The sequence below is a fragment of the Gluconobacter vitians genome (assembly GCF_015244565.1).
Taxonomy (GTDB): domain Bacteria; phylum Pseudomonadota; class Alphaproteobacteria; order Acetobacterales; family Acetobacteraceae; genus Gluconobacter; species Gluconobacter vitians.
In genome coordinates, this window is sequence record NZ_JABCQG010000016.1 from 22,194 (window position 1) to 42,192 (window position 19,999).

A 19,999-nucleotide genomic window follows, 5' to 3' on the forward strand; every position below is an offset into this window, starting at 1 on the left:
GACCGGGAAATAACCCAAGGCTCATACACCCCTCATTTCCGCAAGAAGCGCGTCAAAACCCTCACCATTTGGCGACGTCCCGGGAATGCCAAGCCAGTTCTGGCGCGAAAGCAGCCCATAGGCTTCGTCGGCAATTTTCGTGAACGTATCCCAGGGCATGAAGGTCCGGGTGCCCCAGGTATTGAAGAAAAGCCCTTCAGGATTGTACCCGGTCACTGCAATCGCATGGCCGCCTACCGGCGTTCGGTCGGAAATGGCGTTCCAGTCCCATGTCGCACCCAGTGGGAGATCCATGAATCCCTGCGGCACCTGAATCCCTGCAAGAACGCCTCCCAGATAGCAGATGCCCCGCCGGATCCCGTCGCAGTCCTGCGGATCGATCGAGCCGTAGGCCGTCAGGTAATCCAGCGTCTGCCCCGGACGGTGCAGCCCGTCCCGCAGCCAGAAATTCAGCTCATCCAGCAGGACCGTACCGTTATCGCGCGCGCCTGTCTGTGGATCAAAGCCGGTGACGGCCGCGTAATTGTTCAGCACCATATCCGTGGAGAGGACGACCAGCCCCTGTGCGGCATGGGTCCATGTTGCCGTCAGTGCCGCATGGGCCGCAAATGCACAGCAGCCATACCGGTCATTTCCCCACATCTGATAGGGCACCCCCTGCGACCAGTCCTTCTGCGGCGGGACAGCGGGCAGGCGTGAGGCCAGCATGGGGGCCAGACGATAGGTTCGCAGATCATGCTTGGGCGCACGTTTTCCAAGGCATCGGGACATGGACAGCTCCGGAAGAAAGACAGGAAAGGAGCGGTTCGTGATGAACCGCACCTGTTGGAAAAAGGATAAAAGGGAAGGTCAGACGCCCTGATAGATCCGGGCGCGGATGAGTTCCGGAGACTGCGCGGATGCTGCAAACGGGGTGGCCGTCACACCGGCAAGGGCTTCGATCAGCGGGATCATGGCCTGCACGGTGCTCATGTAGGTCGCAGCGGACGGCGAATAGGCCTTTACGATCGGCGTTGCGATGGCCAGCAGGGTCTGGAGATCCGTCCCGAGGCTCTTGGCCCAGTCCTTGCCGGTGGACACCGTAATAGAGCCGTTCGAATTGGCAGCGACCTGAGCCGTGACGCTTTTGATCTGAGTCACCAGATTGTCGAATTTGGCCTTGTCCGTGGCGGACAGGTGGCTTTCCAGATCCGGAATGCTCTCGATGGCCTGAACCGCGTAGGCGATCGCCGCGGCATCATTGTTCAGGGCCTGCGTGTTGAAGGTGGTCGTGCTGCCGGTCGTGGTGCAGGCGCTTGTGGAGACGAGAAGAACGGTGCCAAGGCTCAGGGCAATAAGACGGTTACGCATCAAATAGGGCTCCGGAAATAAAAAAGGCCGCTCATAGGCGGCCGTGAAATATGAAAATGAAAATTGCGTTCAGGCAGACTTTCCCATCTGCCGGAAAATCACTCTGTCCGACGGGGAGGCTCACCGGCTTTCGGATGTGTCGAGACCGTGTCCAGCCCCAGTTTCGCGGCCTCTTCGGCGCGTGATGATCCAACCGGCACCATGATGGCTTTTGCGCCAGGCTGATAGGCGCTGGTGTTCCAGCCCCTGGCCTGTGCCACAGCGCTCACGATGCGAAACAGCGGCAGCAGTTTCGATGTGCTCGCAGGTGGCTTCCAGAAACGGAGAGCCAGCGCGGCCGCCGCAATGAGGAACGTGATGATTGAAACAATATCGCCTGCGTACTGCGCAGGCAGATAGGGTAGGATCGTCTGGAACAGCGATGTCCAGTCCATTGTTGTCTCCGGTTATGAAAAACCGCCCCGGGGAGGCGGCTGTGTCAATACACCCTGCCGGTCTAGGGAGGCGCGTTCGCACGCACCAAGGAGAAAATGGCGTCAAGCAGCAATTGGCAGGTTTTCCAGCGCTTCAGGGCAGGAAATCACCTGTTTGACGACACGTCATGAACACCATACGGTTCGGCATCATCACGTTTGTTACAGGCGATTTCATGGCTTTCAATTTCAGGCTTGCCGCAGTTCTTGCGGTTTCGGCATTTTCCCTTTCCGCTGAAGCACATGCCGCTTCTACGAACCCGTTCTTTTCGGCAAGCACGCTGCCCTATCAGGCTCCCCGTTTCGACCAGATCACAGACAGCGATTATGCCCCCGCCTTCGAGCGCGGAATGGTTGAGCATCTGCGCGAGATCAAGGCGATCGCCAACAACCGCGCAGCGCCGACCTTCGACAACACCATTGCCGCCATGGAACGCGCGGGCCAGACGCTCAACCGCGTGCAGATGACGTTCTATGGCGTGTATCAGGCCAACACCGACGATACGCTGGACAAGGTGCAGAGCCAGGAGGCCCCGCGCCTGACCGCCCATGAAGATGAGGTCTATCTGAACGCAAAGCTCTTCGCCCGCGTGAAGTCCCTCTATGACCGCCGCGAAAAGCTCAACGTGACACCCGAGCAGGCGCAGCTCCTCGATATCTATTATCAGCAGTTCGTCCATGCCGGCGCCCAGCTCTCCGCAGCGGACAAGACGAAGCTGCGTGCGATCAATACGCGCCTTTCCAACCTTGAAACGCAGTACGAGCAGAAGCTGATTGCCAGCGCCAAGAACGGCGCCCTGATCGTCGACAGCAAAAAGGCGCTAGCCGGTCTGGATGACAACACGATCGCCTCGGCTGCCAAGGCCGCGCAGGAGCGTGGACTGACCGGCAAATGGGTCATTCCCCTTCAGAACACGACGCAGCAGCCCGCCCTGTCTTCCTTGACGGACCGTGAAACCCGTCAGGCCCTGTTCGAGCAGAGCTGGACCCGTGCCGAGAAGGGCGACGAGAACGACACCCGCGCCACAATCGCCGAACTGGCAGAACTCCGCGCACAGAAGGCCGCGCTCTTCGGCTATCCGAATTTCGCCGCCTATACGCTGTACGATCAGATGGCCAAGACGCCGGAAGCTGCGGAAAACTTCATGCAGCAGCTCGTCCCGGCCACGGTTGCGGAACAGAAGCGCGAAGCCGAGGTCCTTCAGAAAGCCATCCGCAAAGATGGCGGGAAGTTCGATCTGAAGCCCTGGGACTGGGAGCATTATTCGGACAAGGTGCGCCGCGCGAAATACAACCTCGATCAGGATGAAATCAAGCCGTATTTCGAGCTCAAAACGGTCCTGACGGATGGCGTGTTCTTTGCCGCCAACCAGCTTTACGGGATTACGTTCCAGCAGCGGACGGATATCCCCGTCTATCAGCCTGATGTCATGGTCTTTGAAGTCCATGACAAGGACGGCTCTCCGCTGGGCCTGATGTATTTCGATTACTTCAAGCGGGACAACAAGTCCGGCGGTGCGTGGATGTCCAACTTCGTTGGGCAGTCCAAGCTGCTTGGCACGAAGCCCGTCATCTACAACGTCGCCAACTTTACCAAGGCAGCCCCCGGCCAGCCGCAGCTCATCACGTCCGATGACGTGACGACCATGTTCCACGAATTCGGCCATGCCCTGCACGGTCTGTTCGCAGACCAGACTTATCCATCGCTGTCCGGCACGAGTGTGGCGCGCGATTTCGTGGAGTTCCCCTCGCAGTTCAACGAGAACTGGGCGCTGGATCCGAAGGTCCTGTCGCATTATGCCCGGCATTACAAGACTGGCGCTCCGATGCCCAAGGCTCTGGTCGAGAAGATTCGCAAGGCCGCACATTTCAATCAGGGTTATGCGCTAGGCGAAATCGTGGCCTCAGCCGAGCTGGATATGAAATGGCACAGCCTGCCCGCGACGGCACCGCGTCAGGACGTCGACAAGTTCGAAAGTGACGCTCTGAACAGCACGGGGCTGGACGTTACAGCCGTTCCGCCGCGCTATCGGTCCAGCTATTTCCTGCATATCTGGTCCAACGGATATTCCGCCGGCTATTACGCCTATCTGTGGACGGAAATGCTGGATCAGGACGTGTTCTCCTGGTTCCAGGAGCATGGTGGTCTGACACGTGAAAACGGACAGCGCTTCCGTGACATGATCCTCTCGAAGGGACATACCATGGATTACGGCCCGATGTTCCGCGCCTTCTATGGCCGTGACCCGGACATCACCCCGATGCTGGCGCATCGTGGTCTTGTTTCCGAACAGGGCAAGTAATCACAGTCGGGAAGGAGGCCGTTTCTTCCTTCCTGACTTTTTATTTCAGGGCGGGACATCTGTCGTCGTGACCGTCAGGCTCAGGGGAAACCCGGAACCGGTATTCCACCCCTGAAGCTGCAACAGAAAGGACTGTCCCGTCATGAAACAGAAAACATCATCCCATCGCAGTCTGCTCTTCACGACTATTCTTGCGGCTAATCTTTTTGCGCCTCTTACGGGATATGCCGAACCGACCGCTGATATCAGCCCGTCACGCATGTCGGAGACGATGAAGATCCTGGCCTCCGACCGGTTCGAAGGCCGTGCTCCCGGAACGGAAGGGGAGAAGGTCACGGTTCCCTGGCTGATCGCGCAGTACAAGGCTCTGGGGCTTGAGCCGGCTGGTGAAAACGGCGGATGGACGCAGACTGTCCCCATGATCCGCACCAGAACTGCCGCGAACGGTTCCATCAGCGCCCGGACCGGCGCCAAAACGCTCCCCCTGATTCAGCTACAGGACATCTATCTCGCGACCCTGCTGCCGGAGGACCGACTGCGGGTCAAAGACGCTCCGATGGTTTTCGTGGGCTATGGCGTGCATGCGCCGGAGCGTCACTGGGATGATTTCAAAGGCGTCGATCTCAAGGGCAAGGTCGCGGTTTTCCTCGTCAACGATCCCGATTTCGATGCGGCTCCCGGTGAACCTGTCGCCGGTCGCTTTAGCGGCAAGACCATGACGTATTACGGCCGCTGGACCTATAAATACGAGGAAGCCGCCCGCCGTGGCGCTGTTGCTGCCCTGATCATTCACGAGACTGCGGCTGCATCCTACCCCTGGAGCACGGTCGTGGCACCCGGTGGTGAAGCCTATGACGTGGAACATGCTGCCACCGAAAGTCGCCCCGTTCCCGTGCAGGGCTGGCTTGAGGGCAAGGCCGCTACCGCGCTGTTCCGGCAGGCCGGGCTGGATCTTGAGGCCCTGCGCATCAAGGCCCGTTCCGAGAGCTTCCGTCCTGTCACGCTGAAGCACACAACGTTCTCAGCCGATCTGCCGGTCACATTCGATCGTCTGCAGAGCCAGAACGTGCTCGCCAAGATCACGGGCGCGAAATATCCGGATGAGACGGTCATGTTCGGAGCGCACTGGGACGCTTACGGCAAGAGCACCGATGCGCAGGGCCGTACCGTCATCCGTCGTGGCGCGATCGACGATGGCTCGGGAATTGCGGCGCTGTTCGAAATCGCCCGCGCCTTCAAGGCCGGACCGAAGCCCGATCGCACTGTCCGTTTCGCCGCATGGACCGGGGAGGAGCGCGGTCTGCTGGGATCAGGCTGGTACGTCGCCCATCCGCTGGCACCGCTGGACAAGACGGCTGCCAATCTGACGATGGACGTGCTTCAGATGGCTGGCCCCGCACATAACGCCTTCATCATTGGGGCAGGACAGGACACGCTTCAGGAGCAGTTTGCGGACGCCGTCGCTCTTCAGGACCGCAAGGCGCAGCCGGAAGCGATGCCCGAGCGTGGTGCCTTCTATCGTGCGGATCATCTGCCTTTCGCGCGCGCGGGCGTGCCGGTCCTTGCTGTCATGGACATGGCCGGCAAGTTCGACCTTCTGAAAGGCGGGACGGAAGCCGGTGGCAAATGGCTGACGGCCTACATGGCCTGCTACCATCAGGCCTGCGACGCCTGGAGCCCGGACTGGGATGTGCGTGGTGCCGCGCAGGACGTCTGGGCCGTGTGGAAAGTCGGACATGACGTGGCCTTCTCGCATGACTGGCCACAATGGAAGGCCGGTTCGGAGTTCGCCGCCATCCGCCAGAAAAATGCCCCGGCCACGGTTCAGTAAGAAACGTTTTCCCGGTTCCGTCAGATCGTCCAGGGCGGAACCGGCCCATAACGTTCAACCAGAAAATCGATCATCGCCCGGATCTTGAGCGGGACATGAGGTGTCGGAGCATAGACAGCATGCAGCTCCGGCCCCGTCATGACAGGCACATCAAGCGGCAGCGGAACCAGCCGACCTGATTTCAGCTCATCCGAGACGATGAATGTCGGCTGATAGATGATGCCCTGTCCGGCCACGGCAGCTTCGCGCAGGATATCGCCGTTATTGGCATGCATGGGGCCGCTGACCGGAACCGTGCGCTCGCCGTTCGGACCAAAGCTCCAGCGCGCGCTGCTGATTTCGTCACCGAGCGTGTAACCCAGACAGCGGTGGTTCGGCAGGTCGGCAACGCTGCGGGGCGTGCCACACTCTTCCAGATAGGACGGCGCCGCGCAGACAACGAAATCGACCTGCGCCAGTCGGCGTGACCGCAGCGCGCTCGATGGCATTCGTCCGATGCGCAGCGTCAGGTCCCATCCTTCCGTAATCGGATCGATCCTTCGGTCATCCAGACCCAGTTCAACCGTAACGAGAGGATGGCGTCGGCTGAATTCCGGCAGGATCGGCCCGACATGCCGGATGGCGAACGAGACCGGCGCATTCAGGCGCAGCAGCCCGCGCGGCTCCTGGTTTTCCGCCGAGACTTCCTGCTCCATCTCTTCCAGATCCGTCAGGATTTTCTGACTGCGGATGAAAAAGAGACGCCCCGGTTCCGTCAGCGACAGTCTGCGCGTGCTGCGATGGAACAGCGAGATCCCCAGCCGGCTTTCCAGAGCGGCAATATGTTTCGTGACCATCGTCTGCGACAGACCCAGTGAGCGCGCGGCTCCTGAAAAGCTGCCCTGAGCCACGACCTTTGCAAAAACCTGCATGCCCGTGAAGCGATCAAGCATTCACCTCACACTCCTGGTGTCAGATCCTATCCCGGATCAGGGAATTATTCTTTTTGGGTGAGGGTGGCAAGATCAGTCCCATCGCACGGAACGGAGGCACTCACCATGAGCCTGAAAGATCAGGACACTATGCGGCAACCCGTTCTTTTCCTGCCGCATGGTGGCGGTCCGTGCTTCTTCATGGAGTGGGGGACGACATGGGATCGCATGGCAGCCTATCTCCGGTCTGTAGGGTCCTCCCTGCCACGTCGTCCGGATGCCATTGTGGTTATGTCCGGCCACTGGGAGACACCGGACATGGTTGTCGGATCAACGGCCCATCCGTCGCTGATCTACGATTATTACGGCTTTCCGCCTCACACCTATCAGCTTGAATATCCCGTACCCGGAGCGCCGACCGTGGCAGGGAAAATTTGTAGTCTCCTGCGTAACAGGGGCATGCCCTGTACGGAAAATGCCACGCGGGGGCTGGATCACGGGGTCTTCATTCCCTTCATGCTCGCATTTCCCGATGCGGATATCCCGGTCGTGGAGATTTCCCTGCCTGAATCGCTGGATGCCGCAGGCGTCCTGCAACTCGGGGAGATGCTGGCGCCTCTGCGGGACGAAAACATCCTGATTGTGGGTACGGGTATGACTTACCACAACATGCGCCATCTGATGCGACCCGATGCCGTGTCGGATGCACAATCCGTCGCGTTCGATACTTGGCTTCAGCAGGCGGTCGAGGCTCCGCCCGCTCGTCGCACACAGAGTCTGCTGGACTGGGAGCACGCCCCGTTTGCGCGGGAGTGCCACCCTCAGTCGGAACATCTCCTGCCGTTGATGTTCGCCGCTGGCGCCGCGGGAACCGACGCGGGCCATCGCGATTACAACGATATCGTCATGGGGAAGGCCCTGTCCGGTTTCCGGTTCGGCTGATGTCCTCAACTCGCTTCACCTAGAAAGATCATGACATCATGAAAACACGTCTTCTCAAGAGCGCAGGCGCTGCATTCGCTCTCGCACTCCTGTCTTCTACGGCTTATGCCGCCAACCCTGCGGATGTGCAGTCCGGTGCCTATACGGTCGAGACCAGCCATACGCAGATCGGCTTTTCCGTGCTGCATTTCGGCTTCACCTATTATTCCGGCCAGTTCTCCGGCGTCACCGGCGCGCTTCAGCTTGATACGGCCCATCCGGAGGCCTCGCACCTGAACGTGACCATCCTGGTTTCAAGTGTTTCAACCACCAGCACGGTTCTGACCGGCGAACTCAGGAACAGTGAATGGTTCGATGTCGCGAAATATCCGGACGCGACCTTTGTCTCGACGCAGGTCCGCCGTACAGGCACGGATGAGGCCCTGGTGACCGGCAACCTGACGCTGCATGGCGTCACGCACCCGGAAGTCCTGCACGTCCATTTCGTGGGCGCGGGCGTTAATCCGATGGACAAGGCCTATACGGTCGGCTTTCAGGCTGAAGCGACGATCCATCGCAGCGATTTCGGCGTGAAGAAATATGTTCCCTATGTCGGCGATGACGTGACGCTGACGATTGCCGGGGCGTTTGAAAAGACTGCCGCCAAATAACGCGCATAAAAAAACGGCCCACGGAAGTGGGCCGTTTTCTTTTTCGGACTGTCCGGAAAGATCAGGACGTCTTGCGGACTTTCCAGCCGGTTTCCTTGAGCAGGAAACCGAGCACAATGGCAATTCCGATACCGACGACCAGCGGCAGAAAGGCGGTATGGAACTGTTCCATCGTCTCCGGCGCATCCTTGCCCATCAGGGCGGAAACGAGCGGCGACATGATGCCGGTCGTACCGAACACGAGGAAGTTCATGACACCCGCAGCCGTTCCCTTGACCTCGGGCGGATTGACTTCCTTCATCGAGGAGAACGGGATCATGGCAGCGCCAGACGCAATGCCCATAACCAGGGCTACGGTATAATGCGGCAGGACCCCGACCGGGACATAGAGTGCACAGAGGGATGCCGCCAGCAGCACCAGAGCACCGCCGATCAGGACAGGCTTGCGACGGCCGATCTTGTCGGAAATCCAGCCCAGAAGCGGACAGCCGATGACCCAGCCAATGGGGACCATTGAGACGTCCGTGGCGGCAAAGCCCATCGTCGTGTGCTCGCCCTTGCTCAACATCAGAGCACCCCATCCCAGCGCACCAATCGTGGTCGGCACGAAGAGCAGGCCACCAGCCAGACCGGCAATCCAGCTCTGCGGGTTGGAGAAGATGATTTTGAAGGGACGAAGCAGGTTGGCCACGGAGAAATCGCCGTGATGCTGGGCGCTGTCGCCCGTATCACGCGGCATGACAAAAAAGACCGCCACAGCCAGCAGAAGCCCGATGACACCAAAGCCCAGCCAGACCGACTGCCAGGGGATATGGAACGAACCATGCGGATCAATCAGGATGCGCGTCGGCTTGGAACCGAAGGCGGCCCCGGCCATACCCATGCACTGCGTCAGACCGACGAAAAGCGCCAGCGTCCGGGCCGGAAGATAGCGCGCGGCAACGTAGGATGCGCCCACGAAGGCACAGATCGCACCGATGCCCTGAATGATGTAACCGCCAATACCCGCAACCAGGCTGCCCTGACCGAAAATCAGACAGCCCACGCCCGTGATGGCAATGAACATCGGCATGATGGCATGGGCGCCGTAGCGGTCCAGCAGTACGCCCACGGCAAGGGCCATCAGCGCGTAGACAATGTAATAGGACGCGATCATCAGGCCGAGATGGCTATTGCCCCAGGCCTGCGTCAGTTCATCCTGCATGATGCCGGGAGCGGAACGGATGGCATACTGATAGAAATAGAACAGCGCGCACAGGAACCAGGACAGCACATAAAGTGGCTGAAGTTTCTGTGGTTGCGATGGTGACGGATTCAGGGGCTTGGGAGGCGCCTGTGTTGTTGTGCCAGACATGAAATTCTCCAGTGTGTCATGGATGGTCTGTCAGACCGGGAACCATGACTGTGAGGGCGCAAAAGTCTTGGAAAGATAGTTGTCCGCTTGATGGAATGATTTTTCAGGTAATCTGAATGTTTCACCAGATCTTATTGCTGGAAGGGATAATAACGGAAGGTTACATACACCGTATGTCCATAAGTCGTGGGATCGACGGCATGATCCGCGCCATCATTGCCCTTGAAGGCGAACTTCCGGATATAGGTATACTGAAGCCCGCCCATGACACTGCCGTAATGGCCGTCCAGAAAGTGCCACCAGCCGCCTGTCGTCAGGGAGGCGAGTGTTCTTGTCTGGGCAGAACATGTTCCGAACTCGTATTCACAGCCGGACAGGTTCAGGTCTGTTGCGCCATAGCCATGCTGGAAGCCATCGGCGCCCAGATAGGTACGGCGTCCCGCGCTCTCCACACCGCCATAGGTATAAAGCAGCACGGACTTCGCCGGATGCCCGACGAGCCCAAGCGAGCCCATGATTTCCGGAACCGGGCTGGGATTGCCGTTGTGATCGAACGTCGTATCAGGAATAAGGCTGGGCCCATAGCGCCCGACACCCTGACCGGCAAGCACGTTTCCGGTTAGCTGAAGCTTGCCGGTTCCAAGCGGCACGGTCATGCCAGCCCCCACGCCACCACCAAACTGGGCGCTTTTGTGGGTATGGTTTTCGCCTGCCGGCTGCACAAGATCACGGAACCAGCGGGCCAGACCGAAGACTTCATAATGGCCAAATGACGTATCGACCGCCGTTTTGAGCACGATATCAGGGGCCGGATTGTAGCTGTACTGCGTATTCGGGTTCAGAAGGACCCCGCCGCTATTGGCATAATAGACACGCGGCCCGGCCAGACGTCCGTAACTGGCGGGCAGGGTTCCGCCGGAACTGAGTGCATCAGAGAAGCCCACCGTCGCCTGGGGATCTTCGATCGACAGCGCGATCCAGTATTTCCTGTCCCAGTCCTTGGCAATGCGGATCTGCGGCACACGGGTGAAGGTGATGCCCGGGATCTGGTTATTATCCGTCACGGCCGGAAGCTGTTCCTGCCGGGGAATAACGCCCTTGGCGTAATTGGTTGTCAGGCTCCAGGCCTGGCCCATGAGAACATGCAGTCCCCAGTTTTTCTCTGTGAACGTGAAATATCCCTGTCGCAGACGGGGCGTATAGCCGTTGATCTGCACGCTGTTGGTCGTGCCGCCAGAACCGCCAAAATCACTTTCAACATAAGCCTGAAGGCGAACGGATTTGGTCGGATTAGCCTCCAGAAGCGTGGAGAAACGCGTAAGCTGTGCCGAGAAACGCTCTTCGCTCAGCCCGTGATTGGGACTGTTGGCATAGGGAAAATTGTTCCAGGCCGTCGCGGGCCCACTTGTCATGTTGGAGCTTCGCCAGATGTTGGAGAAGTCAACAAATCCGCCCAGCCGGACCGTCAGATTGCCGATCTGGAAAATAGGCGGAAGATGGTCCACTTCGGTCTGGGTAATCGCGAGCGGACTGGATGATGACAGGTCAATGGACGTCCGGTGCGCTTCATTACGCTGATTGCCCAGCCACTGGAAAAGTGGGGGCGGCGTCTGATGAACATCAGTGGCTGCTGGAGCAGGAGTTGAAGGAACGGTTGCGGCTCTTCCGGTAACGGCTGCAGGAGCAAAGCCGGCGGTTGAGACCGGCATAATCCTGCTGCCAGCAGGCGCAGCAGGGTAAACGGGGGTGTTCCTGCCTGAAGTGTGCGGTGCCGTCCCGACGCGTGCCGTTTCAACCCGAGGCGCAGACTTGCGGATAACGGATGATTTTGCCGAGGCCGAGTGGGCTGTCTGTGTCGCCGTGGTGACATGGCGGCGTTGCTCGATGGCCTGAAGGCGACCTTCAAGCATCCGCATCTCGGCCTTGATTGCGGCCAGTTCCTGATCGTCTGCGCTCTGTGCAAATGCCGTAACGGGGGAGCCGATGAAGAATACGGCGCCCAGTAGCAGTCTGTATCGTCTGGGTAAGCGATTTCCCGCGATTGTCAGGCCACCAAAAGGAGACACATTCCGCCCTTCCTAAAGTCCATTCAAGGAATTCTTCCAGCTTCTGCAAAGGCATGCTGATCATGCCATCAGAAGCTGTCCGTAAGGCAGAAACTTACGCTTTCACGGAAGTTTGAAAATTGATTCACCTCAAAAATAATGAAAATTACATATTATTTATGTAATGGAATGCCAAATTATCACGTCCGTTAAGAGTATATTCAGCCTTATATGTCCCATAATTCACTCTGGTATGCGAGAAATGGGGCGACCGGATAAAATTGTTCAAATACAGACAGTCTTGATAAAGATCCCGCTATTTTCTTATTTGGCCTTCTTTTTCTTGCCTTTTGAACGCTTTTCCTTTGCCGCGCTCTGGGATGGCGCGGATGTTCCGCCGCGGGCGCGCTCAATAACAAACTTTGCGTAATCATCCATGTCGCCATCGAAGGGGACGATCTGATTGTCCGCAGCAAGCCACAGACGGTCCGCGACCAGTTCCATGAGCGAGCGGTCATGGGTGATGAGGATGACCGCACCTTCGTAACTGTTCAGGGCGTCCAGCAGGGCGCGCCGGCTGTCGATGTCCAGATGGTTGGTCGGCTCATCGAGGATCAGCAGATGCGGTGCGGCCATGGCGACCATGTTCAGCAACAGGCGTGCGCGCTCGCCACCGGACAGGGCCTCGACCTTGGTGCCCTGTTTTTCAAAATGGATGCCGAACTGCGCCAGACGGGAGCGATGGGACTGATCGCTGTCCGTCGGGCGTGCCTCGCGCATGATATCGAGCGGGGTCTGTTCGGGATCGAGCGCCTCGATCTGATGCTGATGGAACCAGCCGACCTCGATGCGGGGGGAGCGGGAGACTTCCCCGGAGCGGACTTCGAGAGCGCCAGCGATCATTTTCGCAAAGGTGGATTTGCCGGCACCGTTGACGCCTAGCAGACCGATACGGTCATCCACGTCCAGCCTGAGGTTCAGATCGCGCAGGATGGCCGGATCGTCGCCATAGCCGACTTCCACATTCTCCAGCCGGATCAGCGGCGGTGCCAGCGGACGAGCGGGCGAGGGCAGCAGGAACGGTGAGACCGAAGCCTCGATCGTGGTTTCGATCGGGGCCAGCTTGGCGAGGCGTTTGACGCGGCTCTGCGCCTGTGCGGCTTTGGCGGCCGAGGCCTTGAAGCGGTCCACGAAAGACTGCAGATGGGCGCGCTCGGCTTCCTGCTTGGCGCGGGTGGCGCTTTGCAGGCGGATCTTCTCGGCGCGCTGGCGCTCGAAATCGTCGTATCCGCCGGTATAGAGTTCCAGCTTGCCTTCCGTGACATGCAGCGTGAAATCGACGGAATTGTTCAGCAGTTCGCGGTCATGGCTGATGATGAGCGCGGAATGCGGATAGCGGGCAAGGCGCGCTTCCAGCCACAGGGCACCTTCGAGATCGAGATAGTTCGTCGGCTCATCGAGCAGCAGCAGGTCAGGTTCGGCGAAAAGTGCGGCGGCGAGCGCCACGCGCATCCGCCAGCCGCCGGAGAATTCGGCCATCGGGCGATCGAGGTCGGCTGTGGAGAAGCCCAGACCGTTGAGAATTTCCGCAGCGCGGGAAGGGGCGCTGTCGGCATCGATTTCGATCAGGCGCATCCAGATATCGCCCATCCGCTCCGGATCGGCCGTTTCCAGCTCGGCCATGAGGGCCGCGCGTTCCGTATCGGCCGCGAGGATCGTGTCGATCAGGCTGATGGGGGTGGCGGGGTGTTCCTGATCCACGGTCGCCACGCGGGCGGCGCGGGGGATGACGATCTCACCGGAATCCGGCTGAAGCTCGCCCTTGATCAGTTTGAAAAGTGTGGATTTCCCGACGCCGTTCCGGCCGACCAGAGACACCTTGGACGGGTTGGGCAGGTTGGCGCTTGCACGATTGAAGAACTGTCGTCCCCAGGCGTTGAAGACAAGGTTTTCGATCTGAAGCATGGGGCAGGATGGTCCGGTGGCGGTAAAACGGGAGCGCCATCCCTATAACAGTTTGACCGCCCCGGACAGGGACGAGGCGGATCTTTTCCGCCTCGTCTGGGTGTTGTTGTCAGTGGGTGTGGGCGGCAAGCCAGTCATGGATCTGGCTCTGGGTCGCCTGAACCGCTTCCTGACGGGCGGCAACGGTGTTGAGGGCATGGGCCGTGGCAATCTTGGCGCCGGTCGTCTTGCTGGAAGACGGATCCTTCTGAAGCTCAGTCAGGATTTCCGGATTGTTGGAATGTCCTGCGATGGCCGGCAGGAACCCGTCCTGTGACCAAGGGGCCAGATGCGTGCGGATCTCGGCCTCATGCTGGCGGACCAGCTTCCAGACGAGGTCCGGATTTTCGCTGGCAGAGGCGACCTGTGACAGTGCCATGGAAATACGGCCGTTCGGAATGGCGCCGCTATAGGCCAGTTCCACATTGCGACGGATCAGGTCAGGATCCGTGGCGTTGGCGAGGGCCTGGAACAGGCGGAGCTTGAGTTCGGTCGCCTGGGTGTCACGGACCTTCTTGGCCATGATCTCGTAGGTTGCGGCGTCGGTATGCTTCATCGCAAGGGCCGAAACCGTACCGACCAGATCGGGACGCAGGGAGGCCGGGTTTTTCAGCCAGATTGCGAAACGGCGCTTGGCTTCGGCCAATACGGCCGGATCATTGAAGGTGCCGAGTGCCGAGATGACGGACGGGCGCAGCATTGTGTCCAGCACGCTTTCATGCGGCTTCTGGTCCCAGCCGAGACGCTTCAGAACCGGGGCAAGGCGGCTGCGGGCATAGGCCTGGAATGCAGGGCGGTCCGGGCTGCCGATTTCATAGAAATCGAGCGTTTCCAGCTTGCCGATGATTTCCTCGAGCGTGGCAATGTCGGTCTCATGCGCGGCGGTCAGCCGGTCCACGAGGTCGAAATAGGAAGACAGCGCGCCATGCCCGGCCCGGAACTGCGCGAACTGGTCGCCAAGAATGTTGGCGCGGTCCACGGGAGCAAATTTTGAGATCGATGCGGCGATCGGGGCGAAGGCAGCATCGTCGTAATGCACGCGGTAATATCCGCTCTCGCCCAGATCGAGCTTGAGGGGCGCATTGCAGCGGGACAGGGTGAAGGTGGCGGGTTCCGCACCCAGCACCAGCTTCCTGGTCTCAAGGCCGGGGCCGCCTGCGACAACCGGAATGTTCCAGGTCAGGGCCTTCGCATTCGGGTCGTGGATCGTAAAGCGGCTCTGCGTCAGGGTGTAGGTCGTCTGGCCGTTCTTGCAGATTGCCGCGACATTGACCTGCGGAATACCGGGCTGTTCGGTAAAGCTGCGGGCAACCTTGCCGACATCCTGTCCCGATGTGCCGGAGAGCGCGTTCCACAGATCCTGACTGGTCGCGTTGCCGAAGGCATGGGCCTTCATATAGGCGCGCATCCCGTCGCGGAAATGGTCTTCACCAAGCCAGCCTTCCATCATGCGGATGACCAGTTCGCCCTTGCCGTAGCTGATCCCGTCAAATGCGGAATTGGCTTCGCTGACATTGTGGATGACCTGCTGGATCGGATGGGTCGTGGACAGGGCGTCCGTGGCCATCGTGGCTTCGCGGGTTTCGTGCTGGCGCGGCCAGATGTCCCAGTCGGGGTTCATCTTGTCGGTCGCCTTGATCTCCATCCAGGAGGCAAAGCCCTCGTTCAGCCAGATATTGTCCCACCAGCCCATGGTCACCAGATCGCCGGACCACTGATGCGCCATTTCATGCGCAACGACTTCATAGATCAGCTCGCGGGTGCGTGGCGTGCTGTTCTTCGGATCGAACAGCAGGACGTTGTCGATATAGGTCAGCGCGCCCCAGTTCTCCATCGCGCCAGCCTGATAGTTGCCGGGGATGGCCAGCATATCCATCTTCGGCAGCGGATACTTGATGCCGAAATAGTCGTTGTAATAGGGCAGGATCTTCTCTGCGGCGCCCAGTGCATAGGTCCCCTGGCTCTCGAGACCGCTCGGCGCGAAGACGCGGATTGGCGTGCCGTCCGCCTTGCCGTCAACGGAGGCCATGTCACCGGCCACCAGCGCGAGCAGGTAGCTCGACATGCGCGGGGTCGGGCTGAAGGAGACGCGCTTCGTCTTGGCGTCCTGCTGCGTCGTGCCGATGATCGGCATGTTGCTGACAGCCGCGTATTCGAAGGGCAGCGTGACGTTCAGCTGGTAGGTTGCTTTGAAGGCTGGCTCGTCCCAGCCCGGGAACATCCGACGTGCGTCTGCGACTTCGAACTGCGTGACCAGCATCCGCTTCGGCTTGCCGGCCGGGTCGGTGTAGTCGTCAATATAGATGCCGTTCGGTGTTTTCAGGATCGGCCCGGAATACTTGATGGCCAGCGTGTGGACACCGGCCGGAACGGGGGCCGGGAAATGCAGGGTAACGGTTTCCGCGGCATCATCCTGACGGATCTCGGCCTTCTGCGAATTGTCCAGAAGCGCGCTGGCCAGTTTGAGGCCTGCCTGATTGAGCGTGACATCCGCAGTCGGGCTCTTAACCTCGACGCGGACAATTTCATCGCCCTGAAGCGTCAGATGCTCCATGTCCGTCGTCAGATCAATGATGTAATCCGTCGGTACGACAGTCTTCGGCAGCTGACCCGGTGTGGTGTCGAAGGAGAACGTGCCTTCGGCATGGGCGGGAAGCGCGAGGGGCAGTCCTGCAAGCAGGGTTGTCAGAACGAGAAAGCGGCGCATCAAACGCAATTCCTTGAAACAGTCGGATGGGGCAACGGAACAGGCCGTTCGCTTTTGTTACGGTTACGGTGGCATAGCCCTGTCATGCGGGAAAGTGTCCGTCCCTAAAAACCTTGTCATCTGGGACGCTCTCCAGACTTGACAGATCAGGGAGCGCCGGGCTCTTTTGGACGCAGAGGGCAATGGATTCTGCCTGACCGGTCCCGGTCAAACCGCTTCACCCGGAAGCTGATGATTCCTGTCAAACGTCCATTAGGACATGACAGGAGAATTGTGTCCGTTATGCGTGAAGTTCAGACTCAGCCCGTACTGTCCCGTATCATCGCACTGTGTTGCCTGAGTGGCATTCTGGCCGTGCTCTCGGTGTGCATCGGCAGTGCCTGTGCCCTATTTCTCTGGCTTCTGGAACTCGCCACATCCTGCCGGATCGACCATCCGGCCCTGCTGTTTGGCCTTCCGGTCGCCGGTGTGGCCGTCGGGCTGTGTTATTTCTGGTTCGGGCGGAATGTTGTGGCCGGTGCGAACCTGATTGTGGACGAGATCCATAAGCCGGGGGCGGGCGTTCAGCTCCGGTTGGCGCCGCTCGTTCTGCTTGCAACGGTCGTGAGCCATCTCTTCGGAGCTTCTGTCGGGCGGGAAGGGACGGCGATACAGGTTGGCGGCAGTCTGGCCAGTGCCACGGCCCGGCTGTTCAGGCTGCGGGGTCCGGAAACCTGCGTTCTGCTGACCTGCGGTATTGCCGCGGGGTTTGGCGCTGTGTTCGGAACACCCATCGCAGGCGCGGTGTTCGCGCTGGAAGTCCTGACACTGGGACAGGTTGACTACCGGTTCCTTGTTCCCGCCGCCCTGTCATCCATCATTGCGGACTGGTCCTGCCGTGCGTGGGGGATCCATCATGCGTCTTATCCCCTCGTGTTTCAGGGCACCCTGAATTCGGATGGTTCGGTTTCTCACGTCGATCTTGGACTGATGGTACGGATTGCGATAGCGGCGGTGGCGTTCGGCCTGATGAGCCGGATTTTCGCCGAGAGTGTGCACCGTCTGGCCGCTGTTATGAAAAAAATTTGTCCTACGGCATGGCTGCGTCCGGCCATCGGCGGCATCCTGACCATCCTGCTGGTCGCACTGGTTGGAAGCCGGGATTATCTGGGGCTGGGCGTCCTGCCTCCGGAGCCGGGCGGAGCATCCATTGTCACCTTCTTCGGCCCTGACATCTATCCCTGGTCCTGGTTCTGGAAGCTGGTCTTCACGGTCACAGTGCTGGCGACAGGGTTCAAGGGCGGGGAAGTCACGCCGCTGTTCTTTCTTGGTGCAGCAACAGGAAACGTTCTGGCGCCGCTTCTGCATGTACCGGTCGATCTGCTGGCGGCTGTTGGCTTTGTGGCGGTTTTTGCCGGTGCTGCGAACACGCCGGTGGCCTGTATGCTCATGGGTGTCGAACTGTTTGGCGGGGCGGATATCGTCTATTTCGCGACCGGCTGCTTCGTGGCCTATGTCTGTTCCGGCCATACCGGCATCTACCTGTCCCAGCGGATCGGCACTCCCAAAAGCCGCTTCAGGGATGCGATCTGCGGTATGACCCTCCGTGAGGCCAGAGTACCGCAGACCGGCAAGGAAAACTGACTGACGCTTACCTTTTGCGCGCAGGCTGCGAAAGCGCCATGACCAGTGCCGCAATCCAGCCGATGACGGTCCAGCCCAGCAGGATGGTGATCATGGCAACACGGTGCTGATTGGGCGTGTTGCGGCGATAGGCAATCAGGAGCGGGACGAGGTACAGCACCAGACCGAGGCCTGCGAGAACAGGAAAAAGTGCTCCCGATTTTGCAACAAGTCCCGAAGGTGGGACTGCCTGATCCGTTTCAGGGGGCTTGGCCGCGGCAGAAGACGGGGACGAATTGCCGCTCTGTGCTGATTCAGAGGTGGGAGGCGCAGGCACCGGCTGCGGTTCGGCTGGGACGGGTTTTCGGGTTTCGGTTACAGAGGCGACCTGTTCTGGCGTGATGTAGCCGTTTTGCTGGAGGAAGGCCGCCAGCGCCTGCGGGAAAGGCAACAGCTCTTTCTCCTGCGAGGAGCAGGCATGGCCGTTCTGTTTCTCTGCGGCAGGTTTGAGGTCGCATGCTGACAAGCCGAACCCGGACGCTTTTGTGGACTGTGCATGCGCCAGCATGTCACGCCAGCCCTCGGCAAATTCTCCCAGATTGGCTCTGGTCGCGACTTCATAAGCCAGGAATCCATTGGGTTCGAAACGCCCTGCCTGGATCCATTTGCGCCGTCTGTTCGACAGATCGTCTCTCAGATAATTCCGGTAAGCCGGGTCGCGGGTGACGTTCTCAAGCACCCCGTCATGATACCGTGAGATCACGACAGGCGCTTCCGATCCGGCATGGGACGCAAAAGCATAAAGAAAGGACTGATCGACCGTCAGGATTTCTTCCTGGCCGTTACCGGCAATATCCACGACATCCGGTTCGCCATCTCCATCCAGTGCTCCCAGTTCAAGATGGGCCCAGCGCCCGTCTGGACGCAGATCGAAAATGGATGTGAGCGAACAGCAATGGGCACCGCCCGTGTAAGCGGACACCATGACCTGAGGGAACGGGGAAGACGCGTCCAGTTGACGGAACGACATTTTCAGCTGCGCCATTCCATCATCCTCAGTGCCGTAAGGAGACAGCGGAAAGGAGACGGGGCGGGAATGAGCATTGCCAGGTGTACGAAGTGTCAGGAATGCCAGGCTGCAGGGCGAGGTTGGATTGGAGTCAGCATCACTCCAGATCACCGGAATTTTGCATTTCGCAGTACGCCTGACATCCAGGGCTGCAACGATCCCATGTGTAGAAAGAGCGGCATGCGAACCGTTTTCCAGTTTCGTCTGGGCAATGGGGGACAGAGGTCGGGGTGCCGCGGCACATGGCAAGACACCAGCCAACGCAACTGTCAGAGCAGCACCCGTAACCAAGTTTTTTGGCGTAATAATCGGTTGTCCCCTGTCGTATTGTGTAATGATTGATCGGTCTGAATTCAGATAAATCTGAGTGTCCGGTAACAACGTTCCGAGCACAATCCCGGTTTTCGCCATCTGGCAGGAACGTTTGCAGGATGTTCTTTTTCTTCTGTGTGGCGGGGTGGCTTGAAATGGAAAGACATGAAACACTTAAATAAAAATGCAAATGTTCGTATGTAGAGCACTTTCGGAAAGAAAAAGTGATGAGGGTTTGGAAGGGAATATAAGAACTTACCCTCTGTAATATTGTTCTGACGTCTGGTTCCGGCACCTGGATGGTTTTCCGTCCTTTATGTGAGGGCAGTACAGATGTCGAGCATGATAAAAATTAACAGCATTTCGGACGCATGGGCGTCAGTCAGGGCCCGGTTTCTGAAATCAACGGCTCGCGAGAATGCTCCGCGCAATTGCTGGAGGGATGA

General features: G+C 59.3%; 14 protein-coding genes and 1 riboswitch. Of the genes, 5 read left to right on the forward strand and 9 right to left on the reverse strand.

Features of this window, described 5'->3' with window-relative positions; translation table 11 throughout:
- Positions 1–21 precede the first annotated feature (21 nt).
- From HKD24_RS11785 to HKD24_RS11795, 3 genes are all read right to left on the reverse strand, one after another.
- On the reverse strand, positions 22–771 hold the full coding sequence (locus tag HKD24_RS11785; RefSeq protein ID WP_194260456.1) for a C1 family peptidase: 750 nt from the start codon (positions 769–771) through the stop codon (positions 22–24).
- A gap of 78 nt (positions 772–849) precedes the next feature.
- On the reverse strand, positions 850–1,350 hold the full coding sequence (locus HKD24_RS11790) for a hypothetical protein (protein ID WP_194260457.1): 501 nt from the start codon (positions 1,348–1,350) through the stop codon (positions 850–852).
- A gap of 98 nt (positions 1,351–1,448) precedes the next feature.
- Complete coding sequence (locus tag HKD24_RS11795; RefSeq protein ID WP_194260458.1) at positions 1,449–1,784, reverse strand: hypothetical protein; 336 nt, start codon at positions 1,782–1,784, stop codon at positions 1,449–1,451.
- A 215-nt stretch (positions 1,785–1,999) separates the two neighbouring features.
- On the opposite strand from HKD24_RS11795, the gene HKD24_RS11800 reads away from it, so the two are divergent.
- Positions 2,000–4,126, forward strand: a complete 2,127-nt coding sequence (locus tag HKD24_RS11800; protein WP_194260483.1) for a M3 family metallopeptidase — start codon at positions 2,000–2,002, stop codon at positions 4,124–4,126.
- Between the two features lie 142 nt (positions 4,127–4,268).
- Positions 4,269–5,957: a M28 family metallopeptidase gene (locus tag HKD24_RS11805; RefSeq protein ID WP_194260459.1), complete on the forward strand. Its 1,689-nt coding sequence runs from the start codon at positions 4,269–4,271 to the stop codon at positions 5,955–5,957.
- Positions 5,958–5,977: 20 nt separating this feature from the next.
- Here HKD24_RS11805 and HKD24_RS11810 read toward each other — a convergent pair whose 3' ends face one another.
- Positions 5,978–6,889: a LysR family transcriptional regulator gene (locus HKD24_RS11810; protein ID WP_172493224.1), complete on the reverse strand. Its 912-nt coding sequence runs from the start codon at positions 6,887–6,889 to the stop codon at positions 5,978–5,980.
- A gap of 105 nt (positions 6,890–6,994) precedes the next feature.
- Between HKD24_RS11810 and HKD24_RS11815 the strand changes: the two genes are divergently transcribed.
- Together HKD24_RS11815 and HKD24_RS11820 are read left to right on the forward strand one after the other, a co-directional pair.
- Positions 6,995–7,810, forward strand: coding sequence for a DODA-type extradiol aromatic ring-opening family dioxygenase (locus HKD24_RS11815; RefSeq protein WP_194260460.1), 816 nt, complete (start codon positions 6,995–6,997; stop codon positions 7,808–7,810).
- Positions 7,811–7,848: 38 nt separating this feature from the next.
- Positions 7,849–8,460, forward strand: a complete 612-nt coding sequence (locus HKD24_RS11820) for a YceI family protein (RefSeq protein WP_194260461.1) — start codon at positions 7,849–7,851, stop codon at positions 8,458–8,460.
- A gap of 61 nt (positions 8,461–8,521) precedes the next feature.
- On the opposite strand, the gene HKD24_RS11825 is transcribed toward HKD24_RS11820, so the two are convergent.
- The 4 genes from HKD24_RS11825 to HKD24_RS11840 all read right to left on the reverse strand — a co-directional run bounded on the left by HKD24_RS11825 (position 8,522) and on the right by HKD24_RS11840 (position 16,570).
- Positions 8,522–9,814 carry an MFS transporter gene (locus HKD24_RS11825; RefSeq protein ID WP_194260462.1) on the reverse strand — a complete coding sequence of 431 codons (1,293 nt, stop codon included), beginning with the start codon at positions 9,812–9,814 and terminating at the stop codon, positions 8,522–8,524.
- Positions 9,815–9,945: 131 nt separating this feature from the next.
- The gene (locus HKD24_RS11830; RefSeq protein WP_194260463.1) at positions 9,946–11,880 is read right to left on the reverse strand and encodes a hypothetical protein; all 1,935 of its coding nucleotides are present in this window, start codon (positions 11,878–11,880) and stop codon (positions 9,946–9,948) included.
- A gap of 303 nt (positions 11,881–12,183) precedes the next feature.
- On the reverse strand, positions 12,184–13,824 hold the full coding sequence (locus HKD24_RS11835) for an ABC-F family ATP-binding cassette domain-containing protein (protein ID WP_194260464.1): 1,641 nt from the start codon (positions 13,822–13,824) through the stop codon (positions 12,184–12,186).
- 109 nt (positions 13,825–13,933) lie between these two features.
- Positions 13,934–16,570, reverse strand: a complete 2,637-nt coding sequence (locus tag HKD24_RS11840) for a M1 family metallopeptidase (protein WP_228124365.1) — start codon at positions 16,568–16,570, stop codon at positions 13,934–13,936.
- A gap of 169 nt (positions 16,571–16,739) precedes the next feature.
- A riboswitch (Fluoride riboswitch) is annotated at positions 16,740–16,818 on the forward strand.
- Between the two features lie 34 nt (positions 16,819–16,852).
- On the opposite strand from HKD24_RS11840, the gene HKD24_RS11845 reads away from it, so the two are divergent.
- Entirely contained in the window at positions 16,853–18,193 is a 1,341-nt protein-coding gene (locus HKD24_RS11845) for a voltage-gated chloride channel family protein (protein ID WP_194260466.1), read from the forward strand.
- A gap of 7 nt (positions 18,194–18,200) precedes the next feature.
- Here the strand turns inward: HKD24_RS11845 and HKD24_RS15310 are convergent, their stop codons facing one another.
- Positions 18,201–19,217 (reverse strand): superinfection immunity protein, encoded by a 1,017-nt coding sequence (locus tag HKD24_RS15310; RefSeq protein ID WP_228124366.1) that lies wholly within the window; start codon positions 19,215–19,217, stop codon positions 18,201–18,203.
- Positions 19,218–19,999 lie beyond the last annotated feature (782 nt).